We start from the raw sequence: 16,541 nt of genomic DNA, 5'->3' as shown, positions 1-16,541 counted from the left end.
TGTCATATGTCGCCTGACCGAACTGTCACCGTGACACTTTGCGCTGCGGGTGACAGTTCGTAACTGTCACCCACCCCCCAAACTGTCACCGTGACACTTTGCGGCGGCACCCAACTGTCACCGTGACACATCGCGCTGTGGGTGACAGTTCGGAACTGTCACCCACCCCCCAAACTGTCACCGTGACACTTTGCGGCGGCACCCAACTGTCACCGTGACACTTTGCGCTGCGGGTGACAGTTCGTAACTGTCACCCACCCCCCAAACTGTCACCGTGACACTTTGCGGCGGCACCCCAACTGTCACCGTGACACTTTGCGGCTGCGGCGGCGGCGACCACCGACGAACCGCATGACGCTCTTCAGGCCTCGCTCGGGCGCTCGTTGTAGACGCCCGCCTCCTCCTGGCCGGTGAGCGCCTGGATGGCCGCCATGACCTCGTCGGTCAGCAGCCGCCGGGCCTTGCCGAGCGGCATGCCGTCGTAGCGACCTCGGGGGTCGATCGGCTCGCCGAACACCACGTGGACCTTGACGAGGCGGGGGATGTTCGAGCCGATCGGCTGGATCCGCTCCGTGCCGCGCAGACCGACGGGGACGATCGGGACGCCGGCGGTCAGCGCAAGGTGGGCGGCGCCGGTGCGGCCGCGGTAGAGCCGCCCGTCACGGCTGCGGGTGCCCTCGGGGTAGATCCCGAACGCCTCGCCCCGGCGGAGCACGTCCAGCGCGACGTCGAGGCTCTCCAGCGCCGACTTGGTGTCGTCGCGGTCGACCGGGAGCATGCCGAGCGCCTCGAACCAGGCCCGCTGGACCGCACCCGAGAGACCCGTGCCGGTGAAGTAGTCCGACTTCGCGAGGAAGACCACCGTCCGCGGTGCGACGGAGGGGATGACGACTGAGTCCACGAAGCTGAGGTGGTTGCTCGCCAGGATGACCCCGCCGGTCTTCGGAACGTTCTCGAGGCCCTGCACGTCGGGCCGCCACACGGCCCTGAGCAACGGCGGGATGACCCGGTGGACCACGTCGTAGAACATGGTGGCGATCTTGCTGGTTACCGGTCGGTTGCGGAAACCGTTGTGACCTGTTCGGCAGACATCGGCACGTGTCCGTTCGGCGTGCCGCCGCGCTCCGGCCACCGGAGCCTGCTCCAATAGGTGAAGGGCCCTCGTGAGTATGAGTCACAAGGGCCCTTCGGTTTCGACCGATACCGGTGACACTCTCGGTCGGCAGCCCCTCGATCCCGGTCCCAGCGCTGCGTCACCCAGCGGCTGCGCCTTCCTCGTCGCCTTGCGGCTCCGTCTCCGGCGTTCAGACCCTCGTCTCCGAGCTGTCCCGCTCTCCTCGATCCTCCGGTTTCCCGTCGGGCCTCGGTCGGCGTGAGAGAAGTTCTACGCCCACGGTGACCCGGCTCACAAGGGGTTGGCGAACATTCCTTCGATTCCACAGCCGCATGCACAGGTCGGCGTCGGTTATCCACCGAACGCGCTCGTTATCCACCGTGTTTCCACCGGCTACGGAGCGGCCTGTGCACGAGCGGTCTAGACCGGACCGCGTGACTCCTCGAACGCCGCGGCGACCTCGAGCAGCCGTCGGTCGGCGCCGTGCGGGGCCACGATCTGGACCCCGACCGGCAGCCCGTCCGGAGTGCTGCCCGCCGGCACCGAGATGGCCGGACAGCCCGTCACGGTGATGAAGTACGCCGACCTCATCCAGTCGAGGTAGGTCGCCATCGGCCTGCCGTTGATCGCCGCCGGGAACTCCTGGTCGGCCGGGAACGGCGGCACCTGGGAGACGGGCAGGACGAGGACGTCGTAGGACTGGAAGAAGAGCCGCATCGTCTCCGCCAGCGCGGTTCGCTGCGCGTAGGCACGGGCGACGTCGGCGCCGCTGAGCGACTCGCCGGCCCGGATGTTGTCGGCCAGCGACTGCTTGAACGCGTCGGGATGGCGGGCGAGCAGAGCGCCGTACGACGCCTGGAAGTGCCACGCACGCAGCGTCCGGAACGTGTCGTCGGCGACCGAGAGGTCCGGCCACGCGGAGAACACCGCCGCCCCCGACCGGGCGAACAGGCGCCCCGCCTGCTCGACGACACCGGCCACCGAGGCGTCGACCTCGAAGGCACCCCCGAGGTCGGCCGACCAGGCGACGCGCAGCCCGCGCAGCGATCCGGAGAGTGGCGGCGCGAACGAGGCGCCCGGGTCGCCGAGTGCCAGCGGAGCGCGCGGGTCGGGGCCCGCGATGACGGAGAGGAGCAGGGCCAGGTCGCCGACGTTGCGCGCCATCGGGCCACCGGTCGAGGTGGTCTCCCACTGGTTCGGCTTGGGCCACTCGGGCACACGCCCGAACGAGGGCCGCAGCCCCACCACGCCACAGAACGACGCCGGGTTGCGCAGCGACCCGCCCATGTCGGAGCCGTCGGCGAGCGGCACCATCCCCGAGGCGAGCGCGGCCGCCGCTCCCCCGCTCGACCCACCGGCCGAGCGGGTCGGGTCGACCGGGTTGAGGGTCGTCCCGAAGATCGTGTTGAAGGTGTGCGAGCCGGCAGCGAACTCCGGCACGTTCGTCCGCCCGATCGTCACCACCCCGGCGCGGCGGATGCGCTCGACGATGAGCTCGTCGGCCGCGGGGACGAAGTCGGAGAACAGCGGCGAGCCGTACGTCGTCCGCCACCCCGCGACCGCATGGGTGTCCTTGAACGCGAACGGGAGCCCGTGCAGCGGCCCCACCGGGCGCCCCGACGCGAGGTGCTGGTCCGCGGCCGCGGCGCCCGCCCGTGCCCGCTCGGGGTCGAGGGAGACGACGGCGTTGAGCTGCGGATTGCGCTCGTCGATCCGGGCGAGGTGCAGCTCCAGCAGCTCCCGGGCCGAGATCCGGCGGGCGCGGAGCGCGCCCGCCATCTCCCGCGCGGTGGTGAAGGTGTCCATGTCTCCTAGGCGTTCTGCCACAGGCCCACGATGTTGCCCTCGGTGTCGGTGAAGTAGGCGGTGAAGCCCATGTCGCCGACCGCTTGCTTCGCCATCTGCGTCTTGCCGCCGGCCTGCTCGACCGCGGCGAGGGTCGCCTCGATGTCGTCGACGTCGATCACGACGTTGGTGCCGCGACCCGGGTCGCTCCGGTTGAACATCCCGCCGTTGATGAAGCCGGACTCGGTCGGTCCGCTCTCCTGGTCGGTCGGCCCGGTCATGACGATCGTGTAGTCCATGTCCGGCATCGGCATCAGCTGCCAGCCGAACAGGTCGGTGTAGAACTTCCCCGCGCGGTCGGCGTCCTCGTACGGGAGCTCGAAGTGAACGACCCTGCCTGCCATCTGCTCTCTCCTCACGGTGCGGTGATCGATCCTCGAAGCCTTCTCCGCGCGACCCCGGAGGTCAACGGCCCCGGCCGACCCACCTGCCCACGACGACGCCGAGCAGCACCAGCCCGGCGCCGACGGCGATGCCCTTGACGAAGTCGTCGTGGTCGCCGGCCCGCCTCGTGGGCGGCGTGAAGACGGCTCCGGTCCCGATACGGGTCTCGAGCCCTGCGCTGGTCGAGTAGCCCGAGCCGCTGGGCGAGGGCGTATCGAGACCCGGCGCGCTGATCGCGTCGCCGACGCGGGTGAAGAAGTCGCCGGCCATCCGCTTCGAGACGCTGGTGAGCATCCGCTGGCCGACCCCGCCGACCATGCCGCCCACGACGGCGTCGGCGTCGTAGGACACGGCCGTGCCGCCGTCGGAGGGCGCGAAGGCGACCTGGACGGTCGCGTCGATCGTGCCGGGCGCACCGGCGCCGGTCAGTCGCATCACCAGCGACCTACCCGGGTCGAGGTCGGAGAGGACGGCAGTGCCGTCGTACGTGCCCTTGATGGCGGCCACGCCGGCCGAGACCGTCATCGCGTAGGAGTTCTCGTCGACGGTCTCGAGCCGCGAGCACCCGGGGATCGTCCTGACGAGCACGGCGGGGTCCAGGATCGCGTCCCAGACCACGTCGACGGGGTGCGGCACGGTGACCGAGCCGGAGATCTTCACAGTGAGTGCTCCATCCGTAGGGTGAACAGCTCCGAGGGCGAGATCGGCATCGCGGTGAGCGCGAAGCCCTCGGCGTCGGAGATGGCGGAGGCGAAGACGGCGGCCGACGGGATCACGCCCGCCTCGCCGGCGCCCTTGATACCGAGCGGGTTGAGGGGCGACGGCGTCTCGAGGTGGTCGATGTCGATGCCGTCGGGCACCTCGGTCACGTACGGCATCAGGAAGTCCATGAAGGACGCGTTGAGCAGCTGCCCGGAGTCGTCGTAGGCCATCCGCTCGTAGAGCGCACCGCCGATGCCCTGCGCGACACCGCCGTGGATCTGACCCTCCACGATCATCGGGTTGATCAGGTTGCCGCAGTCGTGGACGACGGCGTACTTGAGGATCCGGATCTCGGCGGTGTCCGGGTCTGTCTCCACGATGACGGCGTGCATGCCGGAGGCGAAGGTGGCCCGCTCGGGCGAGTAGAAGTCCTTGCCCTCCAGGCCCGGCTCGTCGTCCTCGGCGACCGGCGGCTTGCCCGGGTCGCCGACGGTGAACTGGGTGGCGATCCGGGACTTCTCGTCGAACGCGTAGCGCAACGGGTTGGACAGGACCGCGACCGTGCCGAGGTCGATCGACGCAGCCTCCTCCGGGGCACCCTTCACCGAGACGACCCCGTCGGCGATCTCGAGGTCGTCCTCGGCAGCCTCGAGCGCGTCGGCGGCGATGCGCAGCACCTTCTCGCGGGCCCGCAGCGCGGCCAGGTGGATCGCCGAGCCCGACATCACGGCGGCGCGGGACGCGAACGTGCCGACGGCGTACGGCATCCGGCGGGTGTCCCCGGTGACCACCTCGACGTCCTCGAACCGGCAGCCCAGCGTGTCGGCGACCAGCTGAGCGAACACGGTCGCGTGCCCCTGACCCTGGGTGGTCAGACCCGTCGCGACCTTGACCTTGCCGGAGGTCTCGACGTGGACGTGCGCGCCCTCGTAAGGGCCGACCCCGGTGCCCTCGACGTAGCAGGCGAGCCCGATGCCGACCCGCCGTCCCCGGGTCGCCATCTCGTCGCGGAACGCGGGGAACTCGTCCCAGCCGACGAGCGCCTTGATCTTCTCCAGCATGGCCGGGTAGTCGCCGGAGTCGTACTCGAGCTCCCGGCCGTCCTGGAAGATCAGACCCTGGTCGTAGGGGAACTCGTCGGGCTGGATGAAGTTGGCCGCCCTGACCTCGGTGCGGTCCTTGCCGAGGAAGTCGGCGATGGCGTCCATCGTCCGCTCCATGGCGTAGCAGCCCTGCGGACGACCGGCGCCGCGGTACGGCGTCACCATGACCGTGTTGGTGTAGAGCGACTCGAAGACCACGCGGTAGACCGCCGGCTTGTACGGGCCGAGGAGCTGCGTCGAGGTGATGATCGGGACGATGAGGCCGTAGGGGATGTAGGCGCCGTGGTCGTGCCAGAACTCCACGTCGAGCGCCAGCAGCCGGCCCTCGTCGTCGAAGCCGACCTCGACGTGCTGCACCTGGCCCCGCTCGTGGGCGCTGGAGATGAAGTGCTCGCGGCGGTCCTCGGTGAACTTCACGGTCCGGCGCAGCGTCATCGCCGCCAGCGGGACGAGCAGCTCCTCGGGCCACGGGTGGTTGATCTTCACGCCGAAGCCACCGCCGACGTCGGGGGTGATGACGTCGACCTGGCCGAGGTCGAGGCCGAGCTTGGCCGCCACCGCGGCGCGTACGCCGGTCGACGTCTGCGTCGAGGTCCACACCTGCAGCCGGTTCGTGTCGGGGTCCCACCGGGCGACGGTGCCGCGCCCCTCGAGGGGCGTGCAGGCGGACCGCTCGATCGTCAGGTCGAGGCTGAGCGTGTGGGGCGCCTTCCCCATCGCCGCCTCGACGTCTCCGGTGCTCTGCTCGAGACGGGCCGCGATGTTGCCGGGCACGTCCGGGTGGACGAGGTGGGTGGCCTCGCGTGCGGCGTCGATCCCGACGACCGCCGGCAGGGGCTCGTAGGTCACCGCGATGCGGGAGACGGCGTCCTCGGCGAGGTAGCGGTCGTCGGCGACGACGAAGGCCACGGCCTCGCCGACGTAGTTCACGCGATCCTTCGCCAGCGCGAACTGGGTCCGGCCCTGGGTCAGGGCGGGGTGCGGGATGAGCAGCGGCAGCGGCTCGGCCATCGCCCCCTCGAGGTCGTCGTGGGTCCAGACGGCGTGCACGCCCTCGACGTCGAGCACGCCGGAGACGTCGATGTCGACGATGCGGGCGTGGGCGTGCGGGCTGCGCAGGACGGCGCAGTGCAGCGTGTCGGGCGAGACGGCGACGTCGTCGGCGTACCGCCCGAGGCCGCGCAGGAAGCGCTGGTCCTCGACCCGCTGGACGCCCTGGCCCATCAGCTTGGTGGTCATGCGGGCTCCCGGCCGCTCTGGAGCTCTGCCGCACGCTCGACGGCCTTGACGATGTTCTGGTAGCCGGTGCAGCGGCACAGGTTGCCGGCGATCATGTCGCGCGCCTCGTCATGCGTCGGCCTCGGGTTGTCGCGCAGCCCGGCGGTGATGGTCGTCAGGAAGCCGGGCGTGCAGAAGCCGCACTGCAGGCCGTGGCACTCGGCGAACGCCTGCTGCACCGGACCGAGCGAGCCGTCCGGCCGGGTCAGCCCCTCCACGGTGGTGACCTCCGCCCCCTGCGCCGAGACCGCGAACATCAGGCACGACCGCACCGGCCGGCCGTCGAGAAGCACGGTGCACGCGCCGCAGACGCCGTGCTCGCAGCCGACGTGGGTCCCGGTCAGGCCCAGGTCGTGTCGCAGCGCGTCGGAGAGGAGCCGCCGCGCGGGCACCTCCAGCTCGTGGACCACGCCGTTCACGTTGATCGTGATCTCGTGGAGCTCGTCCGCGCTCATGCGGCCTCCCTCGCCTCTCGGACGACCTTCGTCGTCAGCACCCGGACCAGGTGCGCCCGGTAGTCGGCCGTCGCATGGATGTCCCCGGCGGGGTCGAGGTGCTCGAGCGCGGCCTCGCCCAGGTCTTCGTCGGCCACGCCGGTGAGGTCGACGACCGTCGGCACGTCGCTGACCGAGAGGTACGCCGCCTTGACGAGGTCACCCTCGACGAGCGCCGCGACCCCGCAGAGCGCGTAGTCGCCGTGCCGGCGGGCGATCTCGCCGAACGCCACGCCGGCGCCGACCGGCAGCGCCGGGAAGAGCGCCCCGACCGCCAGCTCGTCGGGTGCCAGGGACGACTCGAGGGGGCCGACGAAGAGGTCTGCCGCACCGATGGTGCGCGTGCCTCGCACCGACCCGACCTCGAGGGACCCGCCCAGCAGCGCGAGCACGGCGGGCAGCTCGGCGGCGCTGTCGGCGTGGACCAGCGACCCGACCGACGTGCCCCGGTTGCGGATGGTGGGGTGCGCGACGTGCAACAGCGCCTGCGCGAGCAGGGGCTGCACCAGGCGCGCCTCGGTGGAGGCGAGCAGGTCGGCGTGCCGCACGAGCGCCCCGACGTACACGCCCTCGTCGCGCACCTCGATCGCGTCCAGCCCCGCCACGGCGTTGATGTCCACCAACGCCGGTGGCGAGGCCAGTCGCATCGACAACAGCGGGACGAGGCTCTGGCCCCCCGCGAGCACCTTGGCGCCCGACCCGAGCCGCATCTCCGCAGCCAGGGTCTCCCAGGCCTCCGCGGGTGTGGCCGGGCGGTGATAGCGGAAGGGCGCGGGCTTCACAGGGCCTTCGTCACCTCACCCTCTCGAGTGCCCTGGCCCCGGTTCACGAGGTGGTAGTAGACCAGGACCATGATCGTGCCGAGCGCGATGCCGGACAGCGAGAAGTTGTCGGTGATCTTGAGCGTCACGCCGCCGATGCCGGCGATGAGGCCCGCCGCCAGGCCGACGATGTTGACGGGCTTGCCGAAGTCCACACCGTTCTCGACCCAGATCTTCGCCCCCACCAGTCCGATCATGCCGTAGAGCACCACCGTGATGCCGCCGAGGACACCGCCGGGGGTGGCGCTGACGATCGCGCCGAACTTCGGGCACAGGCCCAACAGGATCGCGACCGCCGCCGCCACGTAGTAGGCCGCGGTGGAGTAGACCTTGGTCGCGCTCATGACACCGATGTTCTCGGCGTACGTCGTCGTCGGGCTGCCGCCGAACAGGCTGGCCAGCGCCGTCGCGCCACCGTCGGCCGCGATCGCGCGGCCCATGTAGCGGTCGAGGTCGCGGCCGGTCATCTCGGCCACGGCCTTGACGTGACCGGTGTTCTCCGCGATGAGCGCGATGACGCCGGGCAGCACGAGCAGGATGAACGTGAGGCTGAAGCTCGGCCCGTGCACGACGCTGACGCCGTCGGCGAGCTTGCCGCTCGGGAAACCGATCCAGTCGGCGGCCTTGACGCCCGCCCAGCTGACCCGGTCGTGGTCGATCAGCTTGCCGTTGCTGGCGCCCGTGATCGAGTGGATCTGGCCGAAGATCACGTCGGCCAGCCACGACAGCACGTAGCCGAAGATCAGGGCCAGGAACACCGCGATCCGGCTCCAGAAGCCGGGCATCAGCACAGCCACGACGACGAGGAACAACGACGTCAGGAGTGCGATCCACTGGTCCTGCGGCCAGTAGATGCTGGCGACGACCGGTGCCAGGTTGAAGCCGATGAGCATGACGACCGCGCCGGTGACCGCGGGCGGCAGCAGCTTGTGCAGGAAGCCGGCGCCCGCGAAGTGGATCGCCACGCCGACGGCGGCGAGCACGAGGCCGGAGACGAGGATCGACCCCGTCACGTCGGCCGAGTCGCCGCCCTGGGCCCGGATCGCAGCGACACCGGCCACGAACGAGGCGCTCGTGCCGAGATAGCTGGGCACCTTGTTCTGGCAGACCAGCAGGAACAGGATCGTGCAGACACCCGAGAAGAAGATGGCCAGGTTGGGATCCAGGCCCATGACGATCGGGAAGACGAACGTCGCACCGAACATGGCGACGACGTGCTGAGCGCCCAGCCCGGCCGTCTTGCCCCAGCTCAGTCGCTCATCGGGAGCGACCGGCTCGCCGGGAGCGGGATCGACGACCTTCCACGTGAACAACGACGACATCGCTGCACCCTTCTCTATGCCTCGAAGCGGGGCCGAGGCGGACCTGCTCAAACTAGTGAGGCAGATCATGGCGACTCGACGGCGACACCTGCTGAAGGATCACCAGATCCCGTGGCATCAGTTGTGAGGTGTCGCCATGGACGCCCGGTGCAGCGCTCGCGCGGGTCGACCGGGAAACGGGTCAGTGCGGGTCAGTGCGGGTCAGTGCGGGTCAGTGCAGGTGCATGATCAGGTCGATCGCGCCGTACGCAAAGGGCACCAGCATGATCCCCAGGAGCGCGAGGGTGATCAGCGTCCATGCGATTCCGACGAGCGCGAGCACCGGTCGGTGCGGCTCAGGCTCAACTGCCCTGCCGCGTCGAAGGTGGATCGTGGGTGATCTCATTCGTCGCTCGACATGTCGCAGGCCTGCCCAAGAGGCATGAACCGGACGCGGAACGTCAGCCGGAGGCGACGACGACCTTGAGGGCTGGTGTATCTCCCCCAAACCCGGGTCTGCCACGGAGCTTCGAGGTTCTTGGCCTCGACGGTGTACGCAACGAGCGCGATCTCGTGCGCTCCGACGGTGTTCGACAACCTGGCTTCGGCGGGATCCGGCAGATCACGATTCCGAACACCGGCATCGGGCCAGTCGTTGTCGGCCAGGAACCAATCCACGACCTTGGCCTTGGACCCTGCCACCTTCCCGTCCGTGACGGTGAGCTCCGACGCCGAGGTGTGACGCACCGCCTCCTCGGCGATCGAGGCACGCTCCTTGTCGCCGACCGGGACGCAGATCGTGCCTCCACCATCGCCCGACGCGCTCGCCAGCCGCGCCCCCTGTCTCCCCAACCGTGCAGGCGGTGAGTCCGGACAGCAACACCAGGGTCGCCACTCCGCCTCGTGTCCCCGCCGTCATGGCTTGACGACGACGAGCGACGGTCCCTGTGCCAGGTACTTGCTGGAGCCACAGATGAGTCGCCCAGAGGGCGCGGTGATCGTGACGTCGACCTTCTCGCTGCGTGAGTAGCCCGACCGCGCCGAGACGTCGAACCCCACCAGGCCGGAGATGTCGAGCCCGACGGACCATGTGGCGGCGTTGTTCCTGTCGAGCGTGATCCCGGAACCCTTCCCGTAACGGTGGCACCTGTTGGCGACCGGCTCCTTCGCCACATCTCCATCACGAACCTCCACGTCAGACACGGTTCGGGACGGTGCCACAAAACGCCCGTCAAGCACAATCCGTTGTGCCATCAGGCGAGACGACTCTCAGCCGGTGATCTCCAGGACACGCAACGCCACGGCGACGTCGAGCCGCAGGTGCGGGTCCTCCGACAACGGGCCGAGCAGCCGCTCGAGCTTGGAGACGCGGTAGCGCATCGTGTTGTAGTGGAAGAACTGGCTGCGCGCCGCCTCGGCGACGTTGAAGTTGGTGTCGAGGAGGACCTGGAGGGTACGCCGCAGGTCGGCCGCCTCCGTCGTGTCGTCGGCCAGGGGTCCGAGCACGTCGTGGGCGAAGGAGCGCAGCTCGGACTGGTCCGGGATGAGCGCGATGAGACGGTGCAGGCCGAGGCTGTCGAAGAACGTGGTCGACCCGCCGCCGTGCACACGCCGGCCGACCTCGACCGCGCGCTGCGCCTGGGCGTAGGCCTCGGGCAGCTCGTGGAGACTCGCCGCCACGCGGCTCACGCCCACGCTGAAGGATCGCCGGCCGCCGCCCTTGTCGCCGGCCACGGCGGTGACTGCGCGGCGCACCGCGTCATGGCCGTGGTTGTCCGGGTCGACCGGCAGCAGGACGACCACCTCGGAGGAGAAGTCGACGGTCGGGATGGTGCTGTCCAGGCCGCGCGTCACCTGACGCCAGGCCGCCGCGAACCGCTCCTGCCACTGCCGCCTGACCAGCCGGGACACCGGTCCCGTGTCTGGCTGAAGCGGGTCGATCTCGGCGCAGAGCACGACGATCGGCCGGTCGAGGTCCCAGCCGAAGGTCGCGGCGTGCTCGGCGACGTACTCGTCGCTGTTGGGGCCGCCGGTGCGGTGCAGGAAGAGGTCGCGGAGGAAGTCGCCCTGGTACTTGTTCTCGACGGCCGTGATCGCCTCCTGCCGGGTGATCAGCAGTGCGGCGACCGCCGCGGCGCGCTCGAGGGACTGCACGTCGTCGTCGGAGATCGGTCCGTGCGCCTTGACGACGATGAGGCGGGCCAGGTCGGAGCCGCCCGCGGCGACCCGTTGGCTGCGCGCCTCTGCGCCGCTGCGCAGCGGCACGCTCTGGCCGCCCAGCCGCTCCACTCTGATGCGGCCGGTGGGGTCCACCAGGTCGTGCTCCTCGAGCAGCGCCCGGTGGTCGATCGTCACGGCGGCCGCGCGCTCGCGGCCGTCGGTCGACGTGACCACCACACCGACGTCGAGCACCCGGGCCACCTCGGCCCCGATGTTCTCGAGCGAGCCGTCCTCGAGGACGATCTGCGTGAGCGCGCGGTGCAGCGCGTCGATCCGCGCCAGTGCCTCGATCGCGCTGTGCTGGTCAGCGACCTGCTCCCCCGTCACGCCTGCTCCGCTCTTCCATCCGTGGGCAACATCTGCGCCCGCCTCCCGCGATCGTTGTCAGATCCTCACATCGGCACACCGTAATGCCCGCCGCTAGCGTCAGGAAGGTGAATCCGCCGACCCGGCTGCCAGCGGCCGCTTCCCGCCGTGTGCGAGACCGGCTGGGCCGGGCCCCGGACGGGCCCCTCCGAGTCGTCCACCGCGGCCCGCACTCGATCTACCTCGACCTCGACGGCTGGTGCCTCGGCGTCGTCGACGCGGTGGCTGCCCAGGTCCCCTGCGCGCTGCGCACCACGAGTCTCGCCGGCGTCCCCGGAGACCGGGCCGACCTCCGCGGCGGCGTCCTCCACCTCGACGGCATCCCCGTGACCGTCGGTCGGATGGTCCACGTGGGGGTGCCCGCGCTCACCGCGAGCGCCGGCTCGCCGGCCCCGGCACAGGACCCGGGGTCGTGGGTCGCGCGGCTCGTCGGCGCCGGCGACGGCCTGACGCCGTACGGCGACGACGTGCTGTGCGGCTGGATCGCGATCCACCGCGCGGCCGGGGTCGCGACGCCCGTCGAGGACGCGGCCGTGCGGGCGCTGCTGCACCGCACCACCCTGCTCTCGGCGACACTCCTCGACTGCGCGATGCACGGCGAGGTGCTGCCCGAGTTCGCCGCCTGGGTGGCCGCTCTCGGCACCCCGACCGAGCGCGCCGCGTCCGTGGCGCTCGAGGCGATCGGCCACACCTCCGGCCGCGGCATGCTCGAGGGGGCGCGACAGGCGCTCACAACGCTTGACACGGCGGTGGCCGCATGACGCACACCCACGTCGACGTCCGACCCGGCGCCTACGCCGACTCGGTGACACTGCTGCAGGTGAGCCGGCAGGTCCAGCAACTGCCGGGCGTGCTCGCCGCCCAGGTCGCGATGGCGACCCCGCTCAACCTCGACGTCCTCGCCGGCATGGGGCTCCCCGTGGACCGCGAGGTCAGCCCCAACGACCTGGTCGTCGCCGTACGACTGGAGTCGGCCGACGCGGTCGAGGAGACGCTGGCGCAGGTCGACCAGCTGCTCGTGCAGGCGAGCCGCCGCCCGGACACCGGCACGGGCGGCGACATCGCGCCGCCGCGCACGACCGCTGCGGCCCTCCGGCGCGCCCCCGACGCGATCGCCCTCGTCTCGGTGCCCGGCGACCTCGCCGTGCTCGAGGCGATGGACGCCGTCGAGGCGGGGCGCGACGTGATGGTCTTCAGCGACAACATGCCGCTCGAGCAGGAGGTGGCGCTCAAGCGCGCCGCCGCCGAGCGCGGGTCGCTGGTGATGGGCCCCGACTGCGGCACCGCCGTGATCGGCGGGCTGGGGCTGGGCTTCGCCAACGTCGTCGAGCCCGGTCCGGTCGGCATCGTCGCCGCCTCCGGCACCGGCACCCAGCAGCTGCTCGCCCTGCTCGACCACGCCGGCGTCGGAGTGGCCTCCGCGCTCGGCGTCGGCGGCCGCGACCTCTCGGCGGCCGTCGGTGGCCTCTCGACCCGCGAAGCACTGCGTCGTCTCGACGACGACCCCGCCGTCGAGCTGGTCGTCCTGCTGTCGAAACCGCCGGCGCCCGAGGTCGCCGCCGCAATCACGGCGTACGCCGACAGCCTCGACACCCCCGTGACGACCGCCCTGCTCGGTCCGGGGGCCCCCGACATCACCGCGTCCGCCGAGGCGGTGCTCACCCGCCTGGGTGTGAGCGTGCCCGAGTGGCCGGTGCACGGCATCGCCCACCCGGCGCGGCACCGCCCCGAGCTCGACGACCAGACCGGGCGCTGGCTGCGAGGGCTCTTCGTCGGCGGCACGCTGTGCGACGAGGCGATGCTGATCGCGAGCGCTGCCCTGGGGCCGGTCCGCTCCAACATCCCGCTCACGCCCGACCAGGCCCTCCCGGCATCGCTCACCGCGGCGGCGCACACGTTCGTCGACTTCGGCGACGACGCGCTGACCGTCGGCCGGGCGCACCCCATGATCGACCCGACGCTCCGTCTCGACCACCTGGCCCGCGCCGCCCACGACCCGGAGACGGCGGTGATCCTGCTCGACGTGGTGCTCGGCCACGGCGCCGAGCCGGACCCCGCCGCCGCGCTGGCACCGGCGATCCAGGCCGTGCGGCAGCCCGTCGTCGTCTCCCTGGTCGGCACCGCCGGCGACCCGCAGGACCTCCACCGGCAGGCGCGCACGCTTGCGGCCGCGGGTGCCGAGGTGCACCTGTCCAACGCCGGCGCCACCCGCCGGGCCCTCGAGCTGCTCGGAGACCGCCTATGACCATCAGCACCGTCGTCACCTCCGGCATCGACCTGCTCGCCGCCGCCGTCGAGGACCAGGCGGTCCCGGCCAGCCGCGTCGACTGGCGCCCGCCGATGCCAGGGACGACAGCCGACCTCGCCGTCGTCGCGACCGATCCGCTGCGAGCGGACGCCAACAGACGGGCGCTGGCGGCGTTCCTCGGCGTCAACGCGCAGTTGGTCGACGTCGCGCCCGCCGCAGACCTGCTCGGGCTCGAGCGCGGACAGTTCCTCCACGCCGGGCCCCCGATCACCTGGGAGCGCGCATCAGGTCCGCTCCGGGGCGGGCTCATGGCGGCGGCGGCGTTCGAAGGACTCGTCGACGATCCGGAGGAGGCCCCACCGCTCTTCGAGAGTGGCTCCTTCACCCTCGACCCCTGCCACCACCACGGGGCGGTCGGGCCGATGGCGGGCGTCGTCTCGCCGTCGATGTGGATGTTCGTGCTGGAGGACGCGGCCAGTGGCCGGCGTACGTTCTGCTCCCTCAACGAGGGGCTCGGCAAGGTCCTGCGCTACGGCGCGTACGACGACTCCGTGCTCACCCGTCTGCGCTGGATGCGCGATGTGCTCGGGCCGGCGCTGCAGCGGGCGGTGCGCGGGCTCCGCGACTCCGGCGGCCAGGTCGACGTCACCGGCATCCTCACGCAGATGCTGCAGATGGGCGACGAGGCGCACAACCGCAACCGGGCCGGCACGCTGATGCTGCTGCGCGACCTCTCCCCCGCCCTCGCGACGAGCGGCGTGGGGTCCGCCGACCTGGCCGAGGTGTTCCGGTTCGTCGGCGGCAACGACCACTTCTTCCTCAACCTCGCGATGCCGGCCTGCAAGCTGGCCCTCGACGCCGCGCGGAACATCCCGGGGAGCACGATGGTCGTCGCGATGGCGCGCAACGGCACCGACTTCGGCATCCAGGTCTCCGGCACGGGGGACGAGTGGTTCACGGGCCCGGCGCAGGTGCCGGAGGGGCTCTACCTCGGCGACTACGGCCCCGACGACGCCAACCCCGACATCGGCGACTCGGCCATCACCGAGACGGCAGGCATCGGCGGCTTCGCGATGGCGACCGCCCCGGCGATCGTGCGGCTGGTCGGCGGAAGCGTGCCCGACGCGCTCGCCGCCACCCGGCGCATGCACGAGATCTGCCTGGGCGAGAGCCCGCGCTGGAGCATCCCCGTCCTGGAGTTCCAGGGCGTGCCGTCCGGCATCGACGTCACCCGGGTGTGCCGCACCGGCATCCTCCCCCAGATCAACACCGGCATGGCGGGCAAGGTCGCCGGCACCGGCCAGGTCGGCGCCGGCCTGGTGAACCCTCCGGCGGAGGTCTTCCCGGCGGCGCTGGCGCGGCTCGCCCGGCTCACCCGAGAGCGGGCAGCCACAGCGCCCGCCTGATGTCGACGGCGCCCGAGGACCGCAGCGGGGTGCCCTCCTCGAGCCATGCCTGACGGGCCTCGTCGAGCAGCCAGTCGGGCAGGGTGCCGTCCGAGCGGATGCAGCGCCACCACGTCACACCTGCGCCGTGCAGCGACATGACGCGCGCGACCGCCCGAGGTCCGCGACCGAACGCGTCCTGGAGGGCGTCGGCGACCGCCCCGTAGGTCGTCACCCGGCCGCGTGGCACCTGCTCGACGAGGGAGAGCACAGCATCGTCGTACTCGGTGAGGTCGGCAGGATCCACGCGGCCGAGGCTATCGACCTCAGAGAGCCGAGTGGAACGGCTCCGTCCCGAGGGCCAGCTGGAGGCCCGAGATGCCGGAGCTCTGCTGGGCGAAGGCCAGCTCCTTGGCCAGGTCGCCGATGTTGTTCGACAGCGGCAGCGGTGCCAGGCCGAGGGTGGACAGGACGCCGAGCGCCTTGCCGCCCGTGGACAGGAAGGCGGAGCCGGAGTCACCGGGGATGCCGGGCGTCAGCGTGTAGAGCGGGTGCGACCAGCCGCCGTCAGCGGCCTGGTCACCCAGGCTGGCGCCGAACTTCGGGGAGAGCTGGGTGACGCCGCCGCGCAACGAGGAGTTGCCGTAGCTGTAGACCTGGTCGCCGGCCTTGGTGCCGTCAGTGTCGATGCCGGTCGGGCCGCCGAAGAACGGCACCGAGGGGTTGACCTTGCCGACGTCGGCGGGGTCGACCTTGACCAGCGCGAGGTCGTTGTAGGCGCAGGTGTTCGGGTCAGTCGTGCCGAGCTCGTGCATCCTGACCCAGGACGAGTAGGCGAGCGTGCCGTGCCCGACGACCGTGCCCTCGTCGGCGAGGCTGCCGCCGGTGTTGAAGGTGACGGGCGTGCCGATCGGCAGCGAGTCGGCCTTGCAGCCGTCGGTGTCGGTCGCGGCGCCGAGACCGGCGCAGTGCGCGGCGTAACCGACGTACACGCCGCCCGCGCCGTCCGTGTAGACGAAGTTCGCGGTGCACTGGGCGCCGTCGGTGTACATCTGGACGCCGGGCGTGATGGTGGCCGAGGCGGCGGGGGCCCACGCGGGGGTCGCCGAGGACCCCTTCGGCGCGAAGAGCACGAGCGCCGCGAGCGCCGCGAGCATCAGGGCGAGGATGAGGGTCCCCATCTTGGTGGTGCTGCGACTGAGCTTCATGTCGTGCCTCCGGGAGTTGGGCGGCCGAGATCCGAACCACATCTCCAACGACGACCGCCCGCCCGGGTTACC

General features: G+C 71.3%; 16 protein-coding genes. 3 read left to right on the top strand and 13 right to left on the bottom strand.

The genetic code is table 11. From position 1 onward, the window contains the following. Positions 1-361 precede the first annotated feature (361 nt). The 11 genes from ABD205_RS18835 to ABD205_RS18785 form a co-directional block, all read right to left on the bottom strand. Complete coding sequence (locus ABD205_RS18835) at positions 362-1,030, bottom strand: lysophospholipid acyltransferase family protein (protein WP_344047495.1); 669 nt, start codon at positions 1,028-1,030, stop codon at positions 362-364. 504 nt (positions 1,031-1,534) lie between these two features. Then, positions 1,535-2,920 (bottom strand): amidase, encoded by a 1,386-nt coding sequence (locus tag ABD205_RS18830; RefSeq protein WP_344047493.1) that lies wholly within the window; start codon positions 2,918-2,920, stop codon positions 1,535-1,537. A 5-nt stretch (positions 2,921-2,925) separates the two neighbouring features. Beyond that, positions 2,926-3,303, bottom strand: coding sequence for a VOC family protein (locus ABD205_RS18825; protein ID WP_344047491.1), 378 nt, complete (start codon positions 3,301-3,303; stop codon positions 2,926-2,928). Between the two features lie 61 nt (positions 3,304-3,364). Then, positions 3,365-4,003, bottom strand: coding sequence for an SRPBCC family protein (locus tag ABD205_RS18820; RefSeq protein ID WP_344047489.1), 639 nt, complete (start codon positions 4,001-4,003; stop codon positions 3,365-3,367). Then, entirely contained in the window at positions 4,000-6,387 is a 2,388-nt protein-coding gene (gene cutA, locus ABD205_RS18815) for an aerobic carbon-monoxide dehydrogenase large subunit (protein ID WP_344047487.1), read from the bottom strand. The genes ABD205_RS18820 and cutA overlap by 4 nt, the downstream gene beginning before the upstream one ends. Beyond that, positions 6,384-6,881 carry a (2Fe-2S)-binding protein gene (locus ABD205_RS18810; RefSeq protein ID WP_344047485.1) on the bottom strand — a complete coding sequence of 166 codons (498 nt, stop codon included), beginning with the start codon at positions 6,879-6,881 and terminating at the stop codon, positions 6,384-6,386. The genes cutA and ABD205_RS18810 overlap by 4 nt, the downstream gene beginning before the upstream one ends. After that, positions 6,878-7,702: an FAD binding domain-containing protein gene (locus ABD205_RS18805; protein ID WP_344047483.1), complete on the bottom strand. Its 825-nt coding sequence runs from the start codon at positions 7,700-7,702 to the stop codon at positions 6,878-6,880. Before ABD205_RS18805 ends, ABD205_RS18810 begins: the two co-directional genes overlap by 4 nt. Next, positions 7,699-9,063 carry a uracil-xanthine permease family protein gene (locus ABD205_RS18800; RefSeq protein WP_344047481.1) on the bottom strand — a complete coding sequence of 455 codons (1,365 nt, stop codon included), beginning with the start codon at positions 9,061-9,063 and terminating at the stop codon, positions 7,699-7,701. Before ABD205_RS18800 ends, ABD205_RS18805 begins: the two co-directional genes overlap by 4 nt. Before the next feature lie 381 nt (positions 9,064-9,444). Then, on the bottom strand, positions 9,445-9,789 hold the full coding sequence (locus ABD205_RS18795) for a hypothetical protein (RefSeq protein WP_344047479.1): 345 nt from the start codon (positions 9,787-9,789) through the stop codon (positions 9,445-9,447). Between the two features lie 168 nt (positions 9,790-9,957). Continuing rightward, positions 9,958-10,245, bottom strand: coding sequence for a hypothetical protein (locus tag ABD205_RS18790; protein ID WP_344047477.1), 288 nt, complete (start codon positions 10,243-10,245; stop codon positions 9,958-9,960). A gap of 66 nt (positions 10,246-10,311) precedes the next feature. Next, a complete protein-coding gene (locus tag ABD205_RS18785; protein ID WP_344047476.1) occupies positions 10,312-11,589 on the bottom strand; it encodes a PucR family transcriptional regulator in 1,278 nt (425 codons plus the stop codon). A 107-nt stretch (positions 11,590-11,696) separates the two neighbouring features. Between ABD205_RS18785 and ABD205_RS18780 the strand changes: the two genes are divergently transcribed. Genes ABD205_RS18780 through ABD205_RS18770 form a run of 3 tightly spaced genes read left to right on the top strand, consistent with a single transcriptional unit; the run spans position 11,697 to position 15,282 of the window. After that, the gene (locus ABD205_RS18780) at positions 11,697-12,389 is read left to right on the top strand and encodes an oxamate carbamoyltransferase subunit AllH family protein (protein WP_344047474.1); all 693 of its coding nucleotides are present in this window, start codon (positions 11,697-11,699) and stop codon (positions 12,387-12,389) included. Next, positions 12,386-13,873: an AllF/FdrA family protein gene (locus ABD205_RS18775; protein WP_344047473.1), complete on the top strand. Its 1,488-nt coding sequence runs from the start codon at positions 12,386-12,388 to the stop codon at positions 13,871-13,873. The genes ABD205_RS18780 and ABD205_RS18775 overlap by 4 nt, the downstream gene beginning before the upstream one ends. Beyond that, positions 13,870-15,282, top strand: coding sequence for a YlbE family protein (locus ABD205_RS18770; RefSeq protein ID WP_344047472.1), 1,413 nt, complete (start codon positions 13,870-13,872; stop codon positions 15,280-15,282). The genes ABD205_RS18775 and ABD205_RS18770 overlap by 4 nt, the downstream gene beginning before the upstream one ends. On the opposite strand, the gene ABD205_RS18765 is transcribed toward ABD205_RS18770, so the two are convergent. Then, positions 15,248-15,568 carry an MGMT family protein gene (locus ABD205_RS18765; RefSeq protein ID WP_344047470.1) on the bottom strand — a complete coding sequence of 107 codons (321 nt, stop codon included), beginning with the start codon at positions 15,566-15,568 and terminating at the stop codon, positions 15,248-15,250. The two genes, ABD205_RS18770 and ABD205_RS18765, sit on opposite strands and share 35 nt — an antisense overlap. A 19-nt stretch (positions 15,569-15,587) precedes the next feature. Further along, positions 15,588-16,469, bottom strand: a complete 882-nt coding sequence (locus tag ABD205_RS18760) for a chymotrypsin family serine protease (RefSeq protein ID WP_344047468.1) — start codon at positions 16,467-16,469, stop codon at positions 15,588-15,590. Positions 16,470-16,541 lie beyond the last annotated feature (72 nt).

Origin of the sequence: Nocardioides panacihumi (genome assembly GCF_039530925.1) — a bacterium.
GTDB lineage: Bacteria > Actinomycetota > Actinomycetes > Propionibacteriales > Nocardioidaceae > Nocardioides > Nocardioides panacihumi.
The sequence above is the reverse complement of the archived record's forward strand: the minus strand, read 5'-3'. Positions and strand labels throughout refer to the sequence as shown.

What these genes read in the sequence shown, in the direction of transcription:
- ABD205_RS18835 (WP_344047495.1), bottom strand. Translation starts at nt 1,030, where the DNA reads ATGTTCTACGACGTGGTCCACCGGGTCATCCCGCCGTTGCTCAGGGCC.
- ABD205_RS18830 (WP_344047493.1), bottom strand. Translation starts at nt 2,920, where the DNA reads ATGGACACCTTCACCACCGCGCGGGAGATGGCGGGCGCGCTCCGCGCC.
- ABD205_RS18825 (WP_344047491.1), bottom strand. Translation starts at nt 3,303, where the DNA reads ATGGCAGGCAGGGTCGTTCACTTCGAGCTCCCGTACGAGGACGCCGAC.
- cutA (WP_344047487.1), bottom strand. Translation starts at nt 6,387, where the DNA reads ATGACCACCAAGCTGATGGGCCAGGGCGTCCAGCGGGTCGAGGACCAG.
- ABD205_RS18810 (WP_344047485.1), bottom strand. Translation starts at nt 6,881, where the DNA reads ATGAGCGCGGACGAGCTCCACGAGATCACGATCAACGTGAACGGCGTG.
- ABD205_RS18800 (WP_344047481.1), bottom strand. Translation starts at nt 9,063, where the DNA reads ATGTCGTCGTTGTTCACGTGGAAGGTCGTCGATCCCGCTCCCGGCGAG.
- ABD205_RS18775 (WP_344047473.1), top strand. Translation starts at nt 12,386, where the DNA reads ATGACGCACACCCACGTCGACGTCCGACCCGGCGCCTACGCCGACTCG.
- ABD205_RS18770 (WP_344047472.1), top strand. Translation starts at nt 13,870, where the DNA reads ATGACCATCAGCACCGTCGTCACCTCCGGCATCGACCTGCTCGCCGCC.
- ABD205_RS18760 (WP_344047468.1), bottom strand. Translation starts at nt 16,469, where the DNA reads ATGAAGCTCAGTCGCAGCACCACCAAGATGGGGACCCTCATCCTCGCC.